Consider the following 20694-nt stretch of genomic DNA (forward strand, 5'->3'; position numbering starts at 1 on the left):
GACGACATGGCTCCCACCGGGCAGCCCGTCTCGCGGCAGCGGGCGGTGCTGACCGTGGGCGAGGCGCTCGTCGACGTCGTCGTCCCGGCCGACGGGGGCGAGCACCGCAGCAGCGTCGGCGGCTCGCCGGCCAACGTCGCGGTCGGGCTGGCCGCGCTCGACCACGACAGCCGGCTGACGACGTGGATCGGGCAGGACGTCCCCGGCCGCCAGGTGCAGGAGCACCTGCTCGACGCCGACGTCGTCCTCACCCCCGGCTCCACCGACGCACCGCGCACCTCGACGGCGACCGCGCGCCTGGACGCGACGGGCGCGGCCCGCTACGAGTTCGACCTGCTGTGGGAGGTCGGCCCGCAGGACACGTCCACCGCCGCCCACGTGCACACCGGATCGATCGCCGCCACGCTCGAGCCCGGTGCCTCCGCCGTGCTCACGGTCATGTCACGGGCGAGGGAGACCGCCACGGTCTCCTACGACCCCAACTGCCGACCCACCGCCATGGGCGACCCGCACGCGGTCCGTTCCCGCATCGAGGAGTGCATCGGGCGCAGCGACGTCGTCAAGGCCTCGGACGAGGACGTCGCCTGGCTCTACGGCACCGACGTCGACGCGGCGGAGGTGCTCGAGCTCTGGGGCCGGTTGAGCCCGGAGCTGGTCGTCCTCACCCGAGGTGGCGAGGGGGCACTGGTCCACCTGCCCCGCCGCGGCGTGACCGTCGAGGTCGCGGCCCCGACGGTGACCGTGACCGACACGGTGGGCGCCGGCGACTCGTTCATGGCCGGCCTGCTCAGCGGCCTGCTCGACGCCGACCTCCTCGGCTCGCCCGAGGCCCGGGCCCGGCTCCGCAGCGCCGACCTCGAGGACGTCGCGCCTGCCGTCCGGCGGGCCGTGGCCTGCGCCGCCTGGACGGTCGCCCGTCCCGGGGCGGCCGCGCCGACCCGGGCGGACCTGCGGGACTAGGCTTGGGCCATGGCCGCCCCGCAGTCCCGTCCCGACGCCTTCGCCGACCTGCTGGAGGCCAACGGCCGCTACGCCGAGACCCACGACCTCACCGGCTTCGACGGCATCGCCCGGGCGGGCGTGGCCATCGTCACCTGCATGGACTCGCGCATCGAGCCGCTGCAGATGGTGGGCCTGACGCACGGTGACGCCAAGATTTTCCGGAATCCTGGTGGCCGCATCACCGAGGCCGCGCTGGAGGCCCTGGTGCTCGCGGTGCACCTGCTCAACGTCGAGCGTGTCCTGGTCGTGCCCCATACCCGCTGCGCGATGACGGTCTACAGCGAGAACGAGCTGCGCGACAAGATCACCGAGCTCTCCGGCCAGGACGCCTGGTGGCAGCACTTCCACGTGGTGCCCGACCAGCACGCCGCCCTCGTCGAGGACGTCCGGCGCGTGGCCAGCCACCCGCTCATCCAGGGGCGCGCCGAGGTCGGCGGCTTCCTCTACGACGTCGACACGGGCCTGCTCACCCAGCTCGTCTGAGCGCCTTGACGGGTTCCGTACCCTGAGCACATGCTCCCGGCCCTGTCGCTGGCGCCGCTGACGCTGGCCGCCGTCCTCGTCCTCAGCGGTCTCGCCAAGCTGCGCGACACCGACGCCACGGCCAGCATGATCCGGCTGCTGCGCCTGCCTCGCCTGCTCCAGCGCGGGATCGTCGCGCGGAGCCTGCCCGTGGTCGAGCTCGTCACGGCCGCGCTGCTGGTCACCCCCTGGCGGTGGACGTATGCCGTGGGCGCGGCGCTCGCCCTGGGTCTCTTCACCACCTTCCTCGTGGTCATCGCCCGAGCCCTGACCTGGGACCCGCGGCCCACCTGCGGCTGCTTCGGGAGGGTGGGCGACCACCGGATCTCGGCGAAGACCCTGTGGCGCAACATCCTGCTGGAGGTGCTGGCGCTCCTGACCGCGTGGATCGCGGTCGGCGGCTCCGCGGCCGGCCGGCTCGTGGCCGGCTACGGCGCCGGCGAGTGGCTCTGGCTGGCGCTCGCCGCCGCCCTGGCGGCCGTCGCCGTGCTCGTCCTCGGGGGCGGCCCGGCCGGAACGACCCTGCCGCCCCGGCCCCGACGACGGCGGCGGGCCGAGGAGGCCGCGAGCGCCACCCCGCCCCCCGACCCGGAGCTCGACTACGTCCGCAGCCCCATTCCCCAGGGCGTCCTGCTCTCCGCCGACCTCGAGGTCGTCGACGTCGCCCTGCTGGCCCGCGAGCGCGCGCAGCTGCTCCTGCTCGTCAACTGCTGGTGCGGCCCCACCTTCGAGGTGATCGAGCGGCTCCCGCGCTGGCGCGAGACCCTGCCCCAGCTCGGGGTGCAGCTGGTGCACACCCGCCGCCCCTGGGTCGAGGAGGCGCTGGCGGACGTGCCCGGCGTGTGGTGGGACCCGGGCTCGCACGTCTACGACGCCTTCCGCGCCGGGGCCAGCCCCGCCGCCGTCGTGCTGGGGGCCGACGGCCTGCTGGCCGGCGGCCCGGTGAACGGTGTCGAGGAGATCGAGGAGCTCGTGGCGCAGATCGCCGAGCAGCTGTCCGAGGCGCAGCTGCCCGAGCCCGCCGCCGACGACCAGCCGGTCTCCTAGCGAGGCCGGTCGCCGGGCGGGCAGCGTCAGGCCGAGAGCGAGAGCCGCTCGCGCACGACCGCGGAGAGGCGGTCGGCATACTCCTGGGCGCGGTTCTCGGTGTCGGCCTCGACCATGACGCGCACGACCGGCTCGGTGCCGGACTTGCGGAGCAGCACGCGACCGGTGTCGCCGAGCTCGGCCTCGACGGCGGCGACCTCGGCCTGGAGGGCCTCGTCGGACTCGACGCGGTTCTTGTCCACGCCCTTGACGTTGACGAGCACCTGGGGCATGCGGGTCATCACGGCGGCGAGCTCGCCCAGCGGCGTACCGGAGGACACGACGCGACGCGCGAGGGCGAGGGCGGTCAGGACCCCGTCACCGGTGGTGCCGTGGTCGAGCATGATCACGTGACCGGACTGCTCCCCGCCGAGGGAGTAGCCGTGCGCCCGCATCTCCTCGAGCACGTAGCGGTCGCCCACGGAGGTCTGCACGACGTGGACGCCGTGCTGCTCCATCGCGCGCAGCAGACCGAGGTTGCTCATGACGGTCGCGACGAGGGTGTCCTGCGCCAGCTGGCCCTGCTCCTTCAGCGACAGCGCCAGGATCGCCATGATCTGGTCGCCGTCGACCTGCTCGCCGCTCGCGTCGACGGCGAGGCAGCGGTCCGCGTCCCCGTCGAAGGCGACGCCCATGTCGGCGCCACGGAGGCGGACGGCCTCCTGCAGGTGCTCGACGTGGGTGGAGCCGTAGCCGTCGTTGATGTTGAGCCCGTCGGGCTCGCCGCCGATGACGTCGACGGTGGCCCCCGCGCGGCGGAAGACCTCCGGGCCGACGACCGAGGCCGCGCCGTGAGCCGCGTCGATGACGACCCGCAGGCCGTCCAGGCGGCCGGGGACCGCGCCCAGCAGGTGCTCGATGTAGAACTCCGCACCCCGCGCGAACGGTCGGATGCGGCCGACGCCGGCGCCCGTGGGCCGCTCCCACGCGGTGCCGAGGCGCTCGGTGATCCGGTCCTCGATGTCGTCGGGCAGCTTGTGCCCGCCCTTGGCGAAGAACTTCAGGCCGTTGTCGGGCATCGCGTTGTGCGAGGCCGAGAGCATGGCGCCCATCTCGGCGTTCATCCGCTGGGTCAGGTAGGCGATGGCGGGTGTCGGCAGGACGCCGGCGTCCAGGACGTCGACGCCCGCCGAGGCGAAGCCGGCCATGACGGCGGAGGAGAGGAACTCCCCCGAGGCCCGGGGGTCACGGCCGACGACCGCCGTGGAGCGGTGGCCGCCGAACGCCCCGTGGCCGCCCAGCTCGTGCGCCACCGCGACCGAGAGGTCGAGGGCGAGCTCGGCGGTGATGTCCTTGTTGGCCAGTCCCCGCACCCCGTCGGTGCCGAACAGTCGTGCCATCTGGTGCCTCGTCTTTCACATGGTCGGGTGGCCCGGGACCCGTCGGGCCGCACACGAGTATGACGTACCGACGGGCCCGAGGGCGCCTGACCGTCAAGAGCGACCCAAGCATCGGTAAGCATCTGGTCAGGAATGGGTACAGGTTCCACAGCACCTCTCCCGCCGGGCCGGCCTGCCCCCCAGGCTGGGCGCAGGTGCCGCGCCGATGCGGTGCCTCTGCCACCTGAGAAGGAGCAACGGATGCACTCCACCCGTCGAAGGACCCTGGCCGCGCTTACCGGCCTGGTGCTCGCAGCCGGCCTGACCGGCCCCGCCGTCGCGGCCCCTGACCGGGCCGACGCGAAGGCGCCCCTCATCGAGGCCGAGCAGGCCGTCGAAGGGTCCTACATCGTCGTCCTCGAGACGCCGGCGGAGGCCAAGACCGGCCCCTCCGCCAACGCGTCCGCACGGGCCGCCGAGGCCGTACGGGCCGCGACCGAGCGCCAGGTCTCCAGGGCCCGCTCCCAGGGCGTCAAGGTCGACCACGCCTACCCGGCCCTGGGCGGCTACTCCGCCCGCCTCACCCCGGCCCAGCTCGAGCAGCTGCGTGCCGACCCGGCCGTGGCGCACGTCGAGGAGGACGCCGTCATCACGATCGACGCCACGCAGTCCAACGCGCCGTGGGGCCTCGACCGCATCGACCAGCGCTCGCTGCCGCTCGACGGCACCTACACCTACGACGCCACCGGCCAGGGGGTCCGTGCCTACATCGTCGACACCGGTGTCCGCACCACCCACGGCCAGTTCAGCGGCCGCACGGCCTCCGGCTACACAGCCATCAGCGACGGCCGGGGCACCGACGACTGCAACGGTCACGGCACCCACGTCGCCGGCACCGTCGGCGGCTCGACCTACGGCGTCGCCAAGGGCGTCACGATCGTGCCGGTGCGTGTCCTCAACTGCCAGGGCAGCGGCTCCACGTCCGGGATCATCGCCGGCATGGACTGGGTCGCCAACAACGCGCCCAAGCCGGCCGTGGTCAACATGAGCCTGGGTGGCGGCGCGTCCACGACGCTGGACGCGGCCGTCGACCGCCTGGTCGCCAGGGGCGTCTCGGTGGTCGTCGCGGCGGGCAACGAGAACCAGAACGCCTGCAACGTCTCCCCCGCCCGCGCCGCCGCGGCCATCACGGTGGGCTCGACGACCAACACCGACGCCCGCTCGAGCTTCTCCAACTACGGCACCTGCGTGGACCTCTTCGCGCCCGGCTCGAACATCCTCTCGGCGTGGCACACGTCCAACACCGCGACCAACACCATCAGCGGCACCTCGATGGCGTCGCCGCACGTCGCCGGCGCCGTGGCGCTCTACCTCCAGGACAACCCCACGGCGTCGCCCTCGCAGGTGTCCTCGGCCGTGAACGCGGCGGCGACGACCGGCGTGGTCACCAGCCCCGGCAGCGGCTCCCCCAACCGGCTGCTCTACACCCCGGCGCTGACCGGTGGCGGCGGCTCCACGCCGACGGACCCGCCGCCGCCCTCCTCGGGCATCACCAACGGCGGCTTCGAGAGCGGCGCCACCGGCTGGAGCGGTGACACCGGCACCATCGGCTCGAGCGGCTACGCCGCCCGGACCGGCACCAACAAGGCGTGGCTGGTCGGCTACGGCTCCACCCGCACCGAGGCCATCACCCAGCAGGTGACCGTCCCCTCGTCGGGGAACACCCTGGACTTCTACCTGCGCGTGGTGACGGCCGAGACGACCCGCACCACGGCCTACGACAAGATGCAGGTCCAGGTCGTGCGCAACGGCACCACCACGGTGCTCGGCACCTGGTCCAACCTGCACGCCTCCAGCGGATACGTGCAGCGCAGCGTGAGCCTGTCGCAGTTCGCCGGGCAGACCGTCACCCTGCGGTTCGTCGGCGCCGAGGACGGCTCGCTCGCGACGTCCTTCCTCATCGACGACGTGTCCTTCCGCTGACACGTCAGCACGACGGCGAGGGCCGGAGGGAGCATCCGCTCCCTCCGGCCCTCGCTTCGTGCCGTGGCCGTCCGTGGACGGCGACGATCAGCGCTTGCTGTACTGCGGCGCCTTGCGGGCCTTCTTGAGACCGGCCTTCTTGCGCTCCGGGACGCGGGCGTCACGGGTGAGCAGACCGGCCTTCTTGAGGACCGGGCGGTTCAGCTCCGGGTCGACCCCGTTGAGCGAACGGGCCACGCCGAGGCGGACCGCACCGGCCTGGCCGGAGGGGCCGCCGCCGTGGACGCGCACGAGCACGTCGTAGGCGCCGACGAGGTCGAGGGCCGCCAGCGGCTCGTTGACGATCTGCTGGTGCACCTTGTTCGGGAAGTACTCCTCGAGGGTGCGGCCGTTGATCTTCCACTCGCCGGAGCCGGGCACGATGCGCACGCGGGCGATCGCCTGCTTGCGACGACCGGTGGCGGCGCCAGGGGCGGAGGCGGAGGGGCGGGCGGCGGCCTCGGAGGAGGCGGCCGACTCGGTCGTGTACTCGGAGAGGGCGTTCTCGTCGAACTCGCCCTCGACCGCGAAGTCGTTGTCAGTCATCTATCGTCAGTTCCTTACTGCGCGACCTGGGAGATCTCGAACGGGACCGGCTTCTGGGCCGCGTGCGGGTGGGTGTCACCCGCGTAGACCTTCAGCTTCGTCAGCATCTGCCGACCCAGGGAGTTCTTCGGGAGCATGCCGCGGACAGCCTTCTCCACGGCGCGGGTCGGGTGCTTCTCCAGCATCTGCTGGTAGGTCTCGGCCTTCAGACCACCCGGGTAGCCCGAGTGGCGGTAGGCCTTCTTCTGCTCCAGCTTGGCACCGGTCAGCGCGACCTTGTCGGCGTTGATGATGATGACGAAGTCACCGGTGTCGACGTGCGGGGCGAAGATGGTCTTGTGCTTGCCGCGGAGCAGGATCGCGGTCTGGGACGCGAGGCGCCCCAGGACGACGTCCGTGGCGTCGATGACGTGCCAGGCGCGCGTGATGTCGCCGGCCTTGGGGGTGTAGGTACGCACGGTGCAAACCTTCGTAGTCGGATGGGTGGTCAACTGTTCAAGTCTAACGGGACCAGGCGACGCGCCCAAACCGGCGAAACCGCAGGTCAGACGGCATACAAGGGTTCGCATAGACGCTGCGCAGCCGAAGTGTGCACAGATATTGTGCACACGTGGTCCCCTCGCTAGGGTGGCGGCATGAGCGGACCCGACCTCCCGGAGACCGGTGGGGCGGTCGAGCGCGGCGCGTTGCGGGCCCTCGCGCACCCCCTCCGCAGCCGGCTGCTCGCCGAGCTGCGGGTGCACGGCCAGGCCACGGCGAGCGACCTCGCGCGCGCGCTCGGCACCCACACCGGCGCCACGTCCTACCACCTGCGCCGGCTGGCCGAGGTGGGGCTGGTCGAGGACGCCGGGAGCGGCACGGGCCGCCGGAGGGTATGGCGCGCCGCCCCGGTCCCCGAGGCGGCCGTCGCGCTCGGCTGGGCGGGCGACGAGCCCCTCGACGAGGACGACGCGCAGGCGGTCGACTGGCTGGCCCAGGACTACCTGGCGCACTTCGGCGACCGGGCCCAGGCCTGGCTGGCCACGCGCGGGGAGTGGGAGGCGACCTGGCAGCAGGTCTGCGGCCTGGAGGACCACACGGTGCAGGTGACGGCCGAGCAGGCGACCGCGATGCGGGCCGAGCTGCTCGAGGTGCTGGAGCGCTACCGGCGCGTGGGGCAGGGCAACCCGCAGGCGAAGCGGGTCGTCGTCTACACCTGCGCGCTCCCGGTGGAGCGACGCGGCCAGACGTCCTGAGGACGCACTAGGGCGTCGCCACCCGCGCGGCCACCTTCTCGAGCTGGCGCCACCACTGCTCGCGCGGCCGGTCGGCCCCGGGTGCCAGCTCTGCCTCGAGCCGCGCCAGCGGGGTCAGCCGGAGCGAGCCCGCGACCTCGCCGACGGCGCAGGACGACACCGCCCCCTCGCCGAGCTGGCGGTCGACCTCGGCGAGCGCGGCCCGGGCCAGCCGGGTCGCGAGCAGCCTGTCGAAGGGCGTGGGCGTCCCGCCCTGCTGCACGTGCCCCAGCACCGTCGCGCGGACGTCGAAGAGGTCCCCGCCCTCCGCCTCGAAGATCCGCGTGATGACCTCGGTGGTGTAGTCGGCCGAGGCGTGCTCGCCGCGCACGACCAGCCACTGCCGACGACCGTCGGCGAACGCCCGCGTCATGGCTGCGGCGTCCTCGGCCAGCCGGTGCACGGTGACCGGGTCCTCGGGCAGGTAGGCGCGCTCAGCTCCCGCTGCCATCCCCGCCATCATCGGCAGGTAGCCGCTGGGTCCGCCCAGGGTCTCGACGACGAAGCAGCGGCGGGTGGCCGAGCCCGAGACGCGCAGCCGGTCGAGCGCCTCGACGACGACGTTGAGCGCCGTGTCGGCACCGATCGAGAGGTCGGCCCCGGGCAGGTGGTTGTCGATCGCCGCCGGGACGCACACGACCGGGATCTCCAGGGCGGGGTGACGACCCGCGGCCGCCTGCAGGACGGCCCCGGTGCGGTAGGCCTCCATCCCGCCGACGAGGACGACCGCGTCCACACGGTGCTCGCGGAGGACGTCGGCCACGCGTGCGGCCTGCACCTCCTCGAGCACGTCGCGCCGGCTGCCCAGCTCGGCACCGGGCGCCTCGACCCAGTCGTCGACCTCCGCCCAGCCGAGGGGCCGGAGCCGGCCCTCGACCAGGCCCGGCACGGCACCGGAGACGCCGAGGACGGTGTCGCCGGCCACGGCGGCCGTGCGCACCAGCGCCCGGACCGCGGCGTTCATGCCGGGGGCCGGGCCTCCCGCGTGCAGGACGGCGATCCGGCGAGGGCGACGGTCGGGCGCGGCTGCCGTCGGCCCGCCCACGACCGCGGACCCCGAGGACGTCTCGCCGTCGCCGAGCGTGCCCTGCGACTCCGGGGGTGCGCAGAGCTCGTCGACGGCCGTGCTGAGACTGCCGAACGAACGGCCCCGTGCGACGCGGGCGACCGCGAAGTCGCCCCGGCGCGTGGCGTCGCGGACGGCGTTGACGTCCGCCACCGCCTCGGGCAGCGGGGTCACGGCGACACGGTTGCCCCGGACGCCGACCACGACGGAGGGACGATCCTCGTCGCGCAGCACCTCGCAGGCGGCCGCGTGGCCCAGGAGGGTCGGCATCCACCGGTCGTAGGCGGAGGGCCGCCCGCCGCGCTGGACGTGACCCAGGATGGTGACCCGCGATCCCTCCCCGCCGAGGCGCTCGGTGAGCAGTGCCCCGACCTCGGCGCTGGTGATCCGTCGGCCCTGGCGGTCGACGGCCCCCTCGGCCACGATGACGATGAGGTCACGCAGCCCGGCCGCGCGCGAGGCGGTGAGACGGCGCACCAGCAGGTCCTGCCAGCCCTCGGCCGGCGGCACCTCCGGCACCAGCACGGCATCCGCTCCGCCGGCCACGGCGGCCATGAGGGCGAGATAGCCGCAGTGACGGCCCATCACCTCGACGACGAAGGTCCGCTGGTGGCTGGCAGCGGTGGACCGCAGGGCGTCGAGCGCGTCGCAGATGCGGTGCAGCGCCGTGTCGGCACCGATGGTCATCTCGGTGCCCGCCATGTCGTTGTCGATCGACCCCACGAGCCCGGCCACGAGCAGGCGCGGGTGGGCCGCCGCCGTCGGGGCGCTCAGCTCGCCGGCCGCGACCAGCTCCTGGAGCAGACCGGGCCACTCCTGCCGCAGCTCCTCGGCACCGCGCAGCGACCCGTCGCCTCCGACGACGACGAGGCGGTCGATGCCCGCGCCGACCAGGTGGCGGGCGGCCGCACGCAGGCCGTCCCGCGTCTGGAACTCCGGGCAGCGGGCCGTCCCCAGGACGGTGCCGCCGCGGTGGAGCACGCCCGAGACGTCGTCCCAGTCCAGGGGCCGCAGCAGGCCCGCCCCGGCGACGGCGCCAGCCCAGCCCTCGTGCACGGCATACGCCTCTCCGCCGGCGGCGATGGTGGTCCGCACCACAGCGCGCACGGCCGCGTTCATGCCGGGCGAGTCACCGCCTGAGGTGAGCACCCCCACCCGCACCCCCGGGGCGGGGGCGACGACCGGGGCGAGCGGGAGCGGGTCCACCTGCGCGTTCATGGGACCTATCCTGCCCGCCCTCGGTCACCACCCGGCGACACCCCTGACCCGAGGCACCCGCCTCAGTAGACCTGCGCGTCGACGACCCGTGCGTACTGCGGCACCCAGGGAAGGTCGTGCCCCAGGTGGCGCGCCGCGCGGTGCCACCAGCGCGGGTCGGCCATGGCCGCACGGGCCAGGGAGACGACGTCCGCCTGACCGGTCGCGAGCACGTGCTCGGCCTGCCGCGGCTCGGTGATCATGCCGACCGTGCCGACCGGGATGGACACGGCCTGCTTGACCGCCTGGGCGAAGCGGGTCTGGTAGCCCGGCCCCACCGGGATGGCGGGAGCCGGCACGTTGCCGCCGCTGGAGATGTCGAGGAAGTCGGCCCCCGCCTCCTCGAGCCGGCGGGCCAGGGCCACGGTGCGCTCCAGGTCTCCCTCGACACCACCGGGCACCTCCTCGCTCCAGTCGGTGGCCGAGAGTCGGACGAGCAGCGGCACGCGCTCGGGCAGGACGGCGCGCACGGCCTCCACGACCTCGACGACCAGACGCATGCGCCCCTCGTCCGAGCCGCCGTAGGCGTCGGTGCGCTGGTTGGCGAGGGGGCTGAGGAACTGCGCGAGCAGGTAGCCGTGGGCGCCGTGGATCTCCACCGCGTCGAAGCCGCACGTGACGGCCCGGCGGGCCGCCTGGGCGAAGGCGGCCACGATGCCCTCGATCTCGGCGACGCTCAGCTCCCGCGGCGTCGCGTAGCGGCCGAAGGGGACCGCCGAGGGACCCACGGTCTCCCAGCCGCCCTCCTCGACGGGAACGCTCCCCCGCCCCTCGGCGAACGGCGGATAGGTGGAGGACTTCCGGCCAGCGTGAGAGAGCTGCACCGCGACCGGGGTGCCCACCGAGTGCAGCAGCTCGACGATGCGGTGCCAGCCAGGGACGTGCTGGTCCTCCCACAGCCCGGCGTCCCAGGGCGAGATCCGACCGTCGTTGGTGACCGCCGTGGCCTCGGTGAGCACCATGGGGGCACCTCCGGTGGCGAAGCTCATGAGGTGGGCCAGGTGCCAGTCGGTGACGAATCCGGGCTCGGTCGGCCGGCAGGAGTACTGGCACATGGGGGCCACCCAGGCACGGCCCTCCACCGTGAGGCCGCGCAGGGTCAGGGGCTCGAAGATCTTGGGGGTCACAACGCCAGTCTCGCAAACGTTTGTGGCGGCGGCGCGACGGGCCTACCGGGATGCAGGAAGCCCCTGGTCAACCATGGGTTGACCAGGGGCTCCTGGAATGATGGTCCGGCGGTGTCCTACTCTCCCACACCGTCTCCAGTGCAGTACCATCGGCGCTGTCAGGCTTAGCTTCCGGGTTCGGAATGTGACCGGGCGTTTCCCTGACGCTATGACCGCCGTAACAATATCGAGTTGTTCGAACATCTACCGGGCCCACACGGATGTGGGGGGTGTTCGTATCTCGAGAGACCGTACAGTGGACGCGTAACATCTTTGTTGTTTTAAGTTGTCGGCTTATTAGTACCGGTCAGCTCCACACATTACTGTGCTTCCACATCCGGCCTATCAACCCAGTAGTCTAGCTGGGAGCCTCTCACCCCTTAAGGGGCATGGAAACCTCATCTTGAAGTGTGCTTCCCGCTTAGATGCTTTCAGCGGTTATCACGTCCGAACGTAGCTAATCAGCGGTGCTCTTGGCAGAACAACTGACACACCAGTGGTTCGTCCATCCCGGTCCTCTCGTACTAGGGACAGCTCTCCTCAAGTTTCCTACGCGCGCAGCGGATAGGGACCGAACTGTCTCACGACGTTCTAAACCCAGCTCGCGTACCGCTTTAATGGGCGAACAGCCCAACCCTTGGGACCGACTCCAGCCCCAGGATGCGACGAGCCGACATCGAGGTGCCAAACCATGCCGTCGATATGAGCTCTTGGGCAGGATCAGCCTGTTATCCCCGGGGTACCTTTTATCCGTTGAGCGACGGCGCTTCCACAAGCCACCGTCGGGTCACTAGTCCCGACTTTCGTCTCTGCTCGACATGTCTGTCTCACAGTCAAGCTCCCTTGTGCACTTACACTCGACACCTGATTGCCAACCAGGCTGAGGGAACCTTTGGGCGCCTCCGTTACCCTTTGGGAGGCAACCGCCCCAGTTAAACTACCCACCAGGCACTGTCCCTGATCCGGATCACGGACCGAGGTTAGATATCCAGAACGACCAGAGTGGTATTTCAACGATGACTCCACGAACACTGGCGTGCCCGCTTCACAGTCTCCCACCTATCCTACACAAGCCGTACCGAACACCAATACCAAGCTATAGTAAAGGTCCCGGGGTCTTTCCGTCCTGCTGCGCGTAACGAGCATCTTTACTCGTAGTGCAATTTCGCCGAGTTCGCGGTTGAGACAGTGGAGAAGTCGTTACGCCATTCGTGCAGGTCGGAACTTACCCGACAAGGAATTTCGCTACCTTAGGATGGTTATAGTTACCACCGCCGTTTACTGGCGCTTAAGTTCAGAGCTTCGCCTTACGGCTAACCCGTCCCCTTAACGTTCCAGCACCGGGCAGGCGTCAGTCCGTATACATCGTCTTGCGACTTCGCACGGACCTGTGTTTTTAGTAAACAGTCGCTTCTCCCTGGTCTCTGCGGCCGTCGACGCTAACCCGCGAGGGGTTTCACGTCTTCGGCCCCCCTTCTCCCGAAGTTACGGGGGCATTTTGCCGAATTCCTTAACCACGATTCACTCGATCGCCTTGGTATTCTCTACCTAACCACCTGAGTCGGTTTGGGGTACGGGCGGCTCGAACCTCGCTAGGAACTTTTCTAGGCAGCATAGGATCACCCTACTTCCCGCATACACGGTCACCATCAAGCCTCGGACACTGATGGGGCGGATTTGCCACTCCCCGGTCCTGCGCTCTTGGACGTGGACTACCATCGCCACGCGGAGGCTACCTTCCTGCGTCCTTCCATCGCTTACCTACTACACGCTCGGGTCACGCGTTCCACTCCCCAGCCATCCACCCGAAGGTGAACAGCGACGGGAAGCTTCAGGCGCTTAGCATCACGTGATTCGGTACTGGGCGGTTCTTCGCCGGTTCCGGAATATCAACCGGATGTCCATCGACTACGCCTGTCGGCCTCGCCTTAGGTCCCGACTTACCCAGGGCAGATTAGCTTGACCCTGGAACCCTTGGTTATTCGGCGGAGGAGTTTCTCACTCCTCTTTCGCTACTCATGCCTGCATTCTCACTCGTGTCGCGTCCACACCTCGATCACTCGGATGCTTCACTCGCGACACGACGCTCCCCTACCCAGCAACACGCCTGGACCCACACAAGTGTGGGCCGAGCACTGTGTCACTGCCACAGCTTCGGTGGTGTGCTTGAGCCCCGCTACATTGTCGGCGCGGAATCACTTGACCAGTGAGCTATTACGCACTCTTTAAAGGGTGGCTGCTTCTAAGCCAACCTCCTGGTTGTCTCAGCAACTCCACATCCTTTCCCACTTAGCACACGCTTTGGGACCTTAGCTGGTGATCTGGGCTGTTTCCCTCTCGACTACGAAGCTTATCCCCCGCAGTCTCACTGCCATGCTCTCACTTACCGGCATTCGGAGTTTGGCTGACGTCAGTAACCCGGTGGGGCCCATCAGCCATCCAGTAGCTCTACCTCCGGCAAGAAACACATGACGCTGCACCTAAATGCATTTCGGGGAGAACCAGCTATCACGGAGTTTGATTGGCCTTTCACCCCTACCCACAGCTCATCCCCTCAGTTTTCAACCTAAGTGGGTTCGGGCCTCCACGCGGTCTTACCCGCGCTTCACCCTGGCCATGGGTAGATCACTCCGCTTCGGGTCTAGACCCAGCGACTATGGGCGCCCTGTTCGGACTCGCTTTCGCTACGGCTTCCCCACACGGGTTAACCTCGCCACTGAGCACTAACTCGCAGGCTCATTCTTCAAAAGGCACGCCGTCACCCCACAAGGAGGCTCCGACGGATTGTAGGCACACGGTTTCAGGAACTATTTCACTCCCCTCCCGGGGTACTTTTCACCTTTCCCTCACGGTACTTGTCCGCTATCGGTCACCAAGGAATATTTAGGCTTAGCAGGTGGTCCTGCCAGATTCGTACGGGATTTCTCGGGCCCCGTACTACTTGGGAGATGCGATACGGAGTCAGAGACATTTCGACTACCGGGGTGTCACCGTCTGTGCCAGGCCTTTCCAGACCCTTCGTCTATGACTCTGATTTCTTACTCCGCACCAGCGTGGTAGCACTGGTACACACATTCCCACAACCCCAGAACTGCAACCCCTACCAGGTATCACACAGAACTGGTTTAGCCTCTTCCGCTTTCGCTCGCCACTACTCACGGAATCACGGTTGTTTTCTCTTCCTGTGGGTACTGAGATGTTTCACTTCCCCACGTTCCCTCCACTCACCCTATATATTCAGGTGAGGGTGACAGGCGATGAAGCCTGCCGGGTTTCCCCATTCGGAAATCCTCGGATCAATGTCTGGTTATCGACTCCCCGAGGCTTATCGCAGATTCCTACGTCCTTCTTCGGTTCTTGGTGCCAAGGCATCCACCGTGCGCCCTTAAAAACTTAAAAGCTACAAAGATGCTCGCGTCCACTGTACAGTTCTCAACATACGACCAGGCCCACCCCAGGCAGTTCCTTCCACCACGCACACCCAGCTCATGCGAGCCAGGCGCGGGTCTGGAAGAACCCGGGGCCCCGGAAACCAGAGGCACTCGTACCCCACCACCCCATCACGGAGCGGTCGGGCCCGATCCCTCAGGACCCAACAACGTGTCAGCACCACACCCACCCACGCACCCGACGCTTTCCCCACCCCCGAAAGGGCCGTACTCACGAACCAGGCGCACAGCATGCGCGCGGCGACAGATCATCGACGTTCCACCCAGAGCAACCCACCGTGGAACACTCGTCCACGAAGCAGGCCACATACGACCAACCCCCACCAGCAACGCCGGCACGGGTTCGGTCAGTGATGCTCCTTAGAAAGGAGGTGATCCAGCCGCACCTTCCGGTACGGCTACCTTGTTACGACTTAGTCCCAATCACCAGTCCCACCTTCGACGGCTCCCTCCACAAGGGTTGGGCCACCGGCTTCGGGTGTTACCGACTTTCGTGACTTGACGGGCGGTGTGTACAAGGCCCGGGAACGTATTCACCGCAGCGTTGCTGATCTGCGATTACTAGCGACTCCGACTTCATGGGGTCGAGTTGCAGACCCCAATCCGAACTGAGACCGGCTTTAAGGGATTCGCTCCACCTCGCGGTTTCGCAGCCCTCTGTACCGGCCATTGTAGCATGCGTGAAGCCCAAGACGTAAGGGGCATGATGATTTGACGTCATCCCCACCTTCCTCCGAGTTGACCCCGGCAGTCTCCTATGAGTCCCCACCATCACGTGCTGGCAACATAGAACGAGGGTTGCGCTCGTTGCGGGACTTAACCCAACATCTCACGACACGAGCTGACGACAACCATGCACCACCTGTATACCGACCTTGCGGGGCCCCCATCTCTGAGGGTTTCCGGTATATGTCAAGCCTTGGTAAGGTTCTTCGCGTTGCATCGAATTAATCCGCATGCTCCGCCGCTTGTGCGGGCCCCCGTCAATTCCTTTGAGTTTTAGCCTTGCGGCCGTACTCCCCAGGCGGGGCGCTTAATGCGTTAGCTGCGGCACGGACCCCGTGGAATGGGACCCACACCTAGCGCCCAACGTTTACGGCGTGGACTACCAGGGTATCTAATCCTGTTCGCTCCCCACGCTTTCGCTTCTCAGCGTCAGTAATGGCCCAGAGACCTGCCTTCGCCATCGGTGTTCCTCCTGATATCTGCGCATTCCACCGCTACACCAGGAATTCCAGTCTCCCCTACCACACTCTAGCCTGCCCGTACCCACTGCAAGCCCGGGGTTAAGCCCCGGGTTTTCACAGCAGACGCGACAAGCCGCCTACAAGCTCTTTACGCCCAATAATTCCGGACAACGCTCGCACCCTACGTATTACCGCGGCTGCTGGCACGTAGTTAGCCGGTGCTTCTTCTGCTCCTACCGTCACAAAAGCTTCGTCAGAGCTGAAAGCGGTTTACAACCCGAAGGCCGTCATCCCGCACGCGGCGTCGCTGCATCAGGCTTTCGCCCATTGTGCAATATTCCCCACTGCTGCCTCCCGTAGGAGTCTGGGCCGTGTCTCAGTCCCAGTGTGGCCGGTCACCCTCTCAGGCCGGCTACCCGTCGTCGCCTTGGTAGGCCATTACCCCACCAACAAGCTGATAGGCCGCGAGTCCATCCACCACCGATAAATCTTTCCACCCCGTCCCATGCAGAACAAGGTCATATCCAGTATTAGCACCGGTTTCCCGGAGTTATCCCAGAGTGGAGGGCAGGTTACTCACGTGTTACTCACCCGTTCGCCACTAATCCACCCAGCAAGCTGGGCTTCATCGTTCGACTTGCATGTGTTAAGCACGCCGCCAGCGTTCGTCCTGAGCCAGGATCAAACTCTCCGATAAAAACCTAAACTCTTATCCAAGAGAATTGGTACCTGACAAACACCACCACACCCCACCGGGGGCGGCAAAGCATGGTGGCCAAAATACAAACTATGGCATCAATAATCTGACACGCTGTTGAGTTCTCAAGGATCGGACGCACACCGTGGACCCACCGCTACTCGCGGCTTCCCCTCCGGGGCAACCTCTCCAGCCTACCTCATCCTCCGCCCCCACCCCAAATCCGTGTTCCGGAGAAGGGAGAGAAGCATCAACAGAGAGTTGAGCCGGGGCAACTCCCGCAGCAGCGGGGCGCGAGGAAGAACTTTACCCACGCCCCCACCCCAACACCAAATCGAGGTAAAGCCGCAGGTCAAGGACCTGGCCTGACCGCTCAGCCGGACCCGGCGACGCGTCGCCGCCGGCCCAGTGGGCCACGGCGGTGCCCACAGCGGCGGTGCCCACCAGCGGCGGTGACATCCGTGTGGCCCCACGTCCGCGCCCACACGACGGACGACCTACCCGTCCGTCCTCGGGGGAAGGGCAGGCCCAGCTCGACGCGGGTCGACGCGGAGCGGGCACAGACATCGTCGCACCCCGGGGCCCGGCGCCCCCCTCTGGGACCGCGGCCGCCGGCGGCACTGTGACCAACGCAATCCCGCCCCCCGCACAGTGGGCGCGTGCTGGAAACGCAGGAAGCCCCTGGTCAACCATGGGTTGACCAGGGGCTCCTGGAATGATGGTCCGGCGGTGTCCTACTCTCCCACACCGTCTCCAGTGCAGTACCATCGGCGCTGTCAGGCTTAGCTTCCGGGTTCGGAATGTGACCGGGCGTTTCCCTGACGCTATGACCGCCGTAACAATATCGAGTTGTTCGAACATCTACCGGGCCCACACGGATGTGGGGGGTGTTCGTATCTCGAGAGACCGTACAGTGGACGCGTAACATCTTTGTTGTTTTAAGTTGTCGGCTTATTAGTACCGGTCAGCTCCACACATTACTGTGCTTCCACATCCGGCCTATCAACCCAGTAGTCTAGCTGGGAGCCTCTCACCCCTTAAGGGGCATGGAAACCTCATCTTGAAGTGTGCTTCCCGCTTAGATGCTTTCAGCGGTTATCACGTCCGAACGTAGCTAATCAGCGGTGCTCTTGGCAGAACAACTGACACACCAGTGGTTCGTCCATCCCGGTCCTCTCGTACTAGGGACAGCTCTCCTCAAGTTTCCTACGCGCGCAGCGGATAGGGACCGAACTGTCTCACGACGTTCTAAACCCAGCTCGCGTACCGCTTTAATGGGCGAACAGCCCAACCCTTGGGACCGACTCCAGCCCCAGGATGCGACGAGCCGACATCGAGGTGCCAAACCATGCCGTCGATATGAGCTCTTGGGCAGGATCAGCCTGTTATCCCCGGGGTACCTTTTATCCGTTGAGCGACGGCGCTTCCACAAGCCACCGTCGGGTCACTAGTCCCGACTTTCGTCTCTGCTCGACATGTCTGTCTCACAGTCAAGCTCCCTTGTGCACTTACACTCGACACCTGATTGCCAACCAGGCTGAGGGAACCTTTGGGCGCCTCCGTTACCCTTTGGGAGGCAACCGCCCCAGTTAAACTACCCACCAGGCACTGTCCCTGATCCGGATCACGGACCGAGGTTAGATATCCAGAACGACCAGAGTGGTATTTCAACGATGACTCCACGAACACTGGCGTGCCCGCTTCACAGTCTCCCACCTATCCTACACAAGCCGTACCGAACACCAATACCAAGCTATAGTAAAGGTCCCGGGGTCTTTCCGTCCTGCTGCGCGTAACGAGCATCTTTACTCGTAGTGCAATTTCGCCGAGTTCGCGGTTGAGACAGTGGAGAAGTCGTTACGCCATTCGTGCAGGTCGGAACTTACCCGACAAGGAATTTCGCTACCTTAGGATGGTTATAGTTACCACCGCCGTTTACTGGCGCTTAAGTTCAGAGCTTCGCCTTACGGCTAACCCGTCCCCTTAACGTTCCAGCACCGGGCAGGCGTCAGTCCGTATACATCGTCTTGCGACTTCGCACGGACCTGTGTTTTTAGTAAACAGTCGCTTCTCCCTGGTCTCTGCGGCCGTCGACGCTAACCCGCGAGGGGTTTCACGTCTTCGGCCCCCCTTCTCCCGAAGTTACGGGGGCATTTTGCCGAATTCCTTAACCACGATTCACTCGATCGCCTTGGTATTCTCTACCTAACCACCTGAGTCGGTTTGGGGTACGGGCGGCTCGAACCTCGCTAGGAACTTTTCTAGGCAGCATAGGATCACCCTACTTCCCGCATACACGGTCACCATCAAGCCTCGGACACTGATGGGGCGGATTTGCCACTCCCCGGTCCTGCGCTCTTGGACGTGGACTACCATCGCCACGCGGAGGCTACCTTCCTGCGTCCTTCCATCGCTTACCTACTACACGCTCGGGTCACGCGTTCCACTCCCCAGCCATCCACCCGAAGGTGAACAGCGACGGGAAGCTTCAGGCGCTTAGCATCACGTGATTCGGTACTGGGCGGTTCTTCGCCGGTTCCGGAATATCAACCGGATGTCCATCGACTACGCCTGTCGGCCTCGCCTTAGGTCCCGACTTACCCAGGGCAGATTAGCTTGACCCTGGAACCCTTGGTTATTCGGCGGAGGAGTTTCTCACTCCTCTTTCGCTACTCATGCCTGCATTCTCACTCGTGTCGCGTCCACACCTCGATCACTCGGATGCTTCACTCGCGACACGACGCTCCCCTACCCAGCAACACGCCTGGACCCACACAAGTGTGGGCCGAGCACTGTGTCACTGCCACAGCTTCGGTGGTGTGCTTGAGCCCCGCTACATTGTCGGCGCGGAATCACTTGACCAGTGAGCTATTACGCACTCTTTAAAGGGTGGCTGCTTCTAAGCCAACCTCCTGGTTGTCTCAGCAACTCCACATCCTTTCCCACTTAGCACACGCTTTGGGACCTTAGCTGGTGATCTGGGCTGTTTCCCTCTCGACTACGAAGCTTATCCCCCGCAGTCTCACTGCCATGCTCTCACTTACCGGCATTCGGAGTTTGGCTGACGTCAGTAACCCGGTGGGGCCCATCAGCCATCCAGTAGCTCTACCTCCGGCAAGAAACACATGACGCTGCACCTAAATGCATTTCGGGGAGAACCAGCTATCACGGAGTTTGATTGGCCTTTCACCCCTACCCACAGCTCATCCCCTCAGTTTTCAACCTAAGTGGGTTCGGGCCTCCACGCGGTCTTACCCGCGCTTCACCCTGGCCATGGGTAGATCACTCCGCTTCGGGTCTAGACCCAGCGACTATGGGCGCCCTGTTCGGACTCGCTTTCGCTACGGCTTCCCCACACGGGTTAACCTCGCCACTGAGCACTAACTCGCAGGCTCATTCTTCAAAAGGCACGCCGTCACCCCACAAGGAGGCTCCGACGGATTGTAGGCACACGGTTTCAGGAACTATTTCACTCCCCTCCCGGGGTACTTTTCACCTTTCCCTCACGGTACTTGTCCGCTATCGGTCACCAAGGAATATTTAGGCTTAGCAGGTGGTCCTGCCAGATTCGTACGGGATTTCTCGGGCCCCGTACTACTTGGGAGATGCGATACGGAGTCAGAGACATTTCGACTACCGGGGTGTCACCGTCTGTGCCAGGCCTTTCCAGACCCTTCGTCTATGACTCTGATTTCTTACTCCGCACCAGCGTGGTAGCACTGGTACACACATTCCCACAACCCCAGAACTGCAACCCCTACCAGGTATCACACAGAACTGGTTTAGCCTCTTCCGCTTTCGCTCGCCACTACTCACGGAATCACGGTTGTTTTCTCTTCCTGTGGGTACTGAGATGTTTCACTTCCCCACGTTCCCTCCACTCACCCTATATATTCAGGTGAGGGTGACAGGCGATGAAGCCTGCCGGGTTTCCCCATTCGGAAATCCTCGGATCAATGTCTGGTTATCGACTCCCCGAGGCTTATCGCAGATTCCTACGTCCTTCTTCGGTTCTTGGTGCCAAGGCATCCACCGTGCGCCCTTAAAAACTTAAAAGCTACAAAGATGCTCGCGTCCACTGTACAGTTCTCAACATACGAC

10 protein-coding genes and 5 rRNA genes are annotated in these 20694 nt (G+C 66.4%); 5 read left to right on the top strand and 10 right to left on the bottom strand.

Annotated features, from left to right (window positions below; translation table 11 throughout):
* The first annotated feature begins 6 nt into the window (after positions 1 to 6).
* The 3 genes from FB476_RS12285 to FB476_RS12295 are packed head-to-tail and all read left to right on the top strand — an operon-like array spanning position 7 to position 2571.
* Positions 7 to 960 carry a carbohydrate kinase family protein gene (locus tag FB476_RS12285; protein ID WP_141819202.1) on the top strand — a complete coding sequence of 318 codons (954 nt, stop codon included), beginning with the start codon at positions 7 to 9 and terminating at the stop codon, positions 958 to 960.
* Between the two features lie 9 nt (positions 961 to 969).
* Positions 970 to 1485, top strand: coding sequence for a beta-class carbonic anhydrase (locus FB476_RS12290; RefSeq protein WP_141819203.1), 516 nt, complete (start codon positions 970 to 972; stop codon positions 1483 to 1485).
* 30 nt (positions 1486 to 1515) lie between these two features.
* Positions 1516 to 2571, top strand: a complete 1056-nt coding sequence (locus FB476_RS12295; protein WP_141819205.1) for a MauE/DoxX family redox-associated membrane protein — start codon at positions 1516 to 1518, stop codon at positions 2569 to 2571.
* Between the two features lie 26 nt (positions 2572 to 2597).
* Here FB476_RS12295 and glmM read toward each other — a convergent pair whose 3' ends face one another.
* Positions 2598 to 3950, bottom strand: a complete 1353-nt coding sequence (glmM, locus tag FB476_RS12300) for a phosphoglucosamine mutase (protein WP_141819207.1) — start codon at positions 3948 to 3950, stop codon at positions 2598 to 2600.
* Between the two features lie 240 nt (positions 3951 to 4190).
* On the opposite strand from glmM, the gene FB476_RS12305 reads away from it, so the two are divergent.
* Complete coding sequence (locus FB476_RS12305; RefSeq protein WP_141819209.1) at positions 4191 to 5912, top strand: S8 family serine peptidase; 1722 nt, start codon at positions 4191 to 4193, stop codon at positions 5910 to 5912.
* Positions 5913 to 5999: 87 nt separating this feature from the next.
* Here FB476_RS12305 and rpsI read toward each other — a convergent pair whose 3' ends face one another.
* Together rpsI and rplM are read right to left on the bottom strand one after the other, a co-directional pair.
* Positions 6000 to 6497, bottom strand: coding sequence for a 30S ribosomal protein S9 (gene rpsI / locus FB476_RS12310; protein WP_141819211.1), 498 nt, complete (start codon positions 6495 to 6497; stop codon positions 6000 to 6002).
* Between the two features lie 14 nt (positions 6498 to 6511).
* Complete coding sequence (gene rplM, locus FB476_RS12315) at positions 6512 to 6955, bottom strand: 50S ribosomal protein L13 (protein WP_141819213.1); 444 nt, start codon at positions 6953 to 6955, stop codon at positions 6512 to 6514.
* A gap of 177 nt (positions 6956 to 7132) precedes the next feature.
* On the opposite strand from rplM, the gene FB476_RS12320 reads away from it, so the two are divergent.
* Entirely contained in the window at positions 7133 to 7732 is a 600-nt protein-coding gene (locus FB476_RS12320; protein WP_141819215.1) for a winged helix-turn-helix domain-containing protein, read from the top strand.
* A gap of 7 nt (positions 7733 to 7739) precedes the next feature.
* Here the strand turns inward: FB476_RS12320 and FB476_RS12325 are convergent, their stop codons facing one another.
* From FB476_RS12325 to FB476_RS12355, 7 genes are all read right to left on the bottom strand, one after another.
* Entirely contained in the window at positions 7740 to 10055 is a 2316-nt protein-coding gene (locus FB476_RS12325; protein WP_141819217.1) for a 6-phosphofructokinase, read from the bottom strand.
* 62 nt (positions 10056 to 10117) lie between these two features.
* Positions 10118 to 11221, bottom strand: coding sequence for an NADH:flavin oxidoreductase/NADH oxidase (locus FB476_RS12330; RefSeq protein ID WP_141819219.1), 1104 nt, complete (start codon positions 11219 to 11221; stop codon positions 10118 to 10120).
* 103 nt (positions 11222 to 11324) lie between these two features.
* Positions 11325 to 11441 (bottom strand): 5S ribosomal RNA (rrf, locus tag FB476_RS12335).
* A 96-nt stretch (positions 11442 to 11537) separates the two neighbouring features.
* Positions 11538 to 14659, bottom strand: a 23S ribosomal RNA gene (locus FB476_RS12340).
* A 414-nt stretch (positions 14660 to 15073) separates the two neighbouring features.
* Positions 15074 to 16593: ribosomal RNA gene (locus FB476_RS12345) — 16S ribosomal RNA — on the bottom strand.
* Positions 16594 to 17314: 721 nt separating this feature from the next.
* A 5S ribosomal RNA gene (gene rrf / locus FB476_RS12350) occupies positions 17315 to 17431 on the bottom strand.
* Positions 17432 to 17527: 96 nt separating this feature from the next.
* Positions 17528 to 20649: ribosomal RNA gene (locus FB476_RS12355) — 23S ribosomal RNA — on the bottom strand.
* The 16S, 23S and 5S rRNA genes sit together here, the layout of an rRNA operon.
* Positions 20650 to 20694 lie beyond the last annotated feature (45 nt).

It is taken from the genome of Ornithinimicrobium humiphilum (assembly GCF_006716885.1).
GTDB lineage: Bacteria > Actinomycetota > Actinomycetes > Actinomycetales > Dermatophilaceae > Ornithinicoccus > Ornithinicoccus humiphilus.

What these genes read in the sequence shown, in the direction of transcription:
- FB476_RS12285 (WP_141819202.1), top strand. Translation starts at nt 7, where the DNA reads ATGGCTCCCACCGGGCAGCCCGTCTCGCGGCAGCGGGCGGTGCTGACC.
- FB476_RS12290 (WP_141819203.1), top strand. Translation starts at nt 970, where the DNA reads ATGGCCGCCCCGCAGTCCCGTCCCGACGCCTTCGCCGACCTGCTGGAG.
- FB476_RS12295 (WP_141819205.1), top strand. Translation starts at nt 1,516, where the DNA reads ATGCTCCCGGCCCTGTCGCTGGCGCCGCTGACGCTGGCCGCCGTCCTC.
- glmM (WP_141819207.1), bottom strand. Translation starts at nt 3,950, where the DNA reads ATGGCACGACTGTTCGGCACCGACGGGGTGCGGGGACTGGCCAACAAG.
- FB476_RS12305 (WP_141819209.1), top strand. Translation starts at nt 4,191, where the DNA reads ATGCACTCCACCCGTCGAAGGACCCTGGCCGCGCTTACCGGCCTGGTG.
- rpsI (WP_141819211.1), bottom strand. Translation starts at nt 6,497, where the DNA reads ATGACTGACAACGACTTCGCGGTCGAGGGCGAGTTCGACGAGAACGCC.
- FB476_RS12320 (WP_141819215.1), top strand. Translation starts at nt 7,133, where the DNA reads ATGAGCGGACCCGACCTCCCGGAGACCGGTGGGGCGGTCGAGCGCGGC.
- FB476_RS12325 (WP_141819217.1), bottom strand. Translation starts at nt 10,055, where the DNA reads ATGAACGCGCAGGTGGACCCGCTCCCGCTCGCCCCGGTCGTCGCCCCC.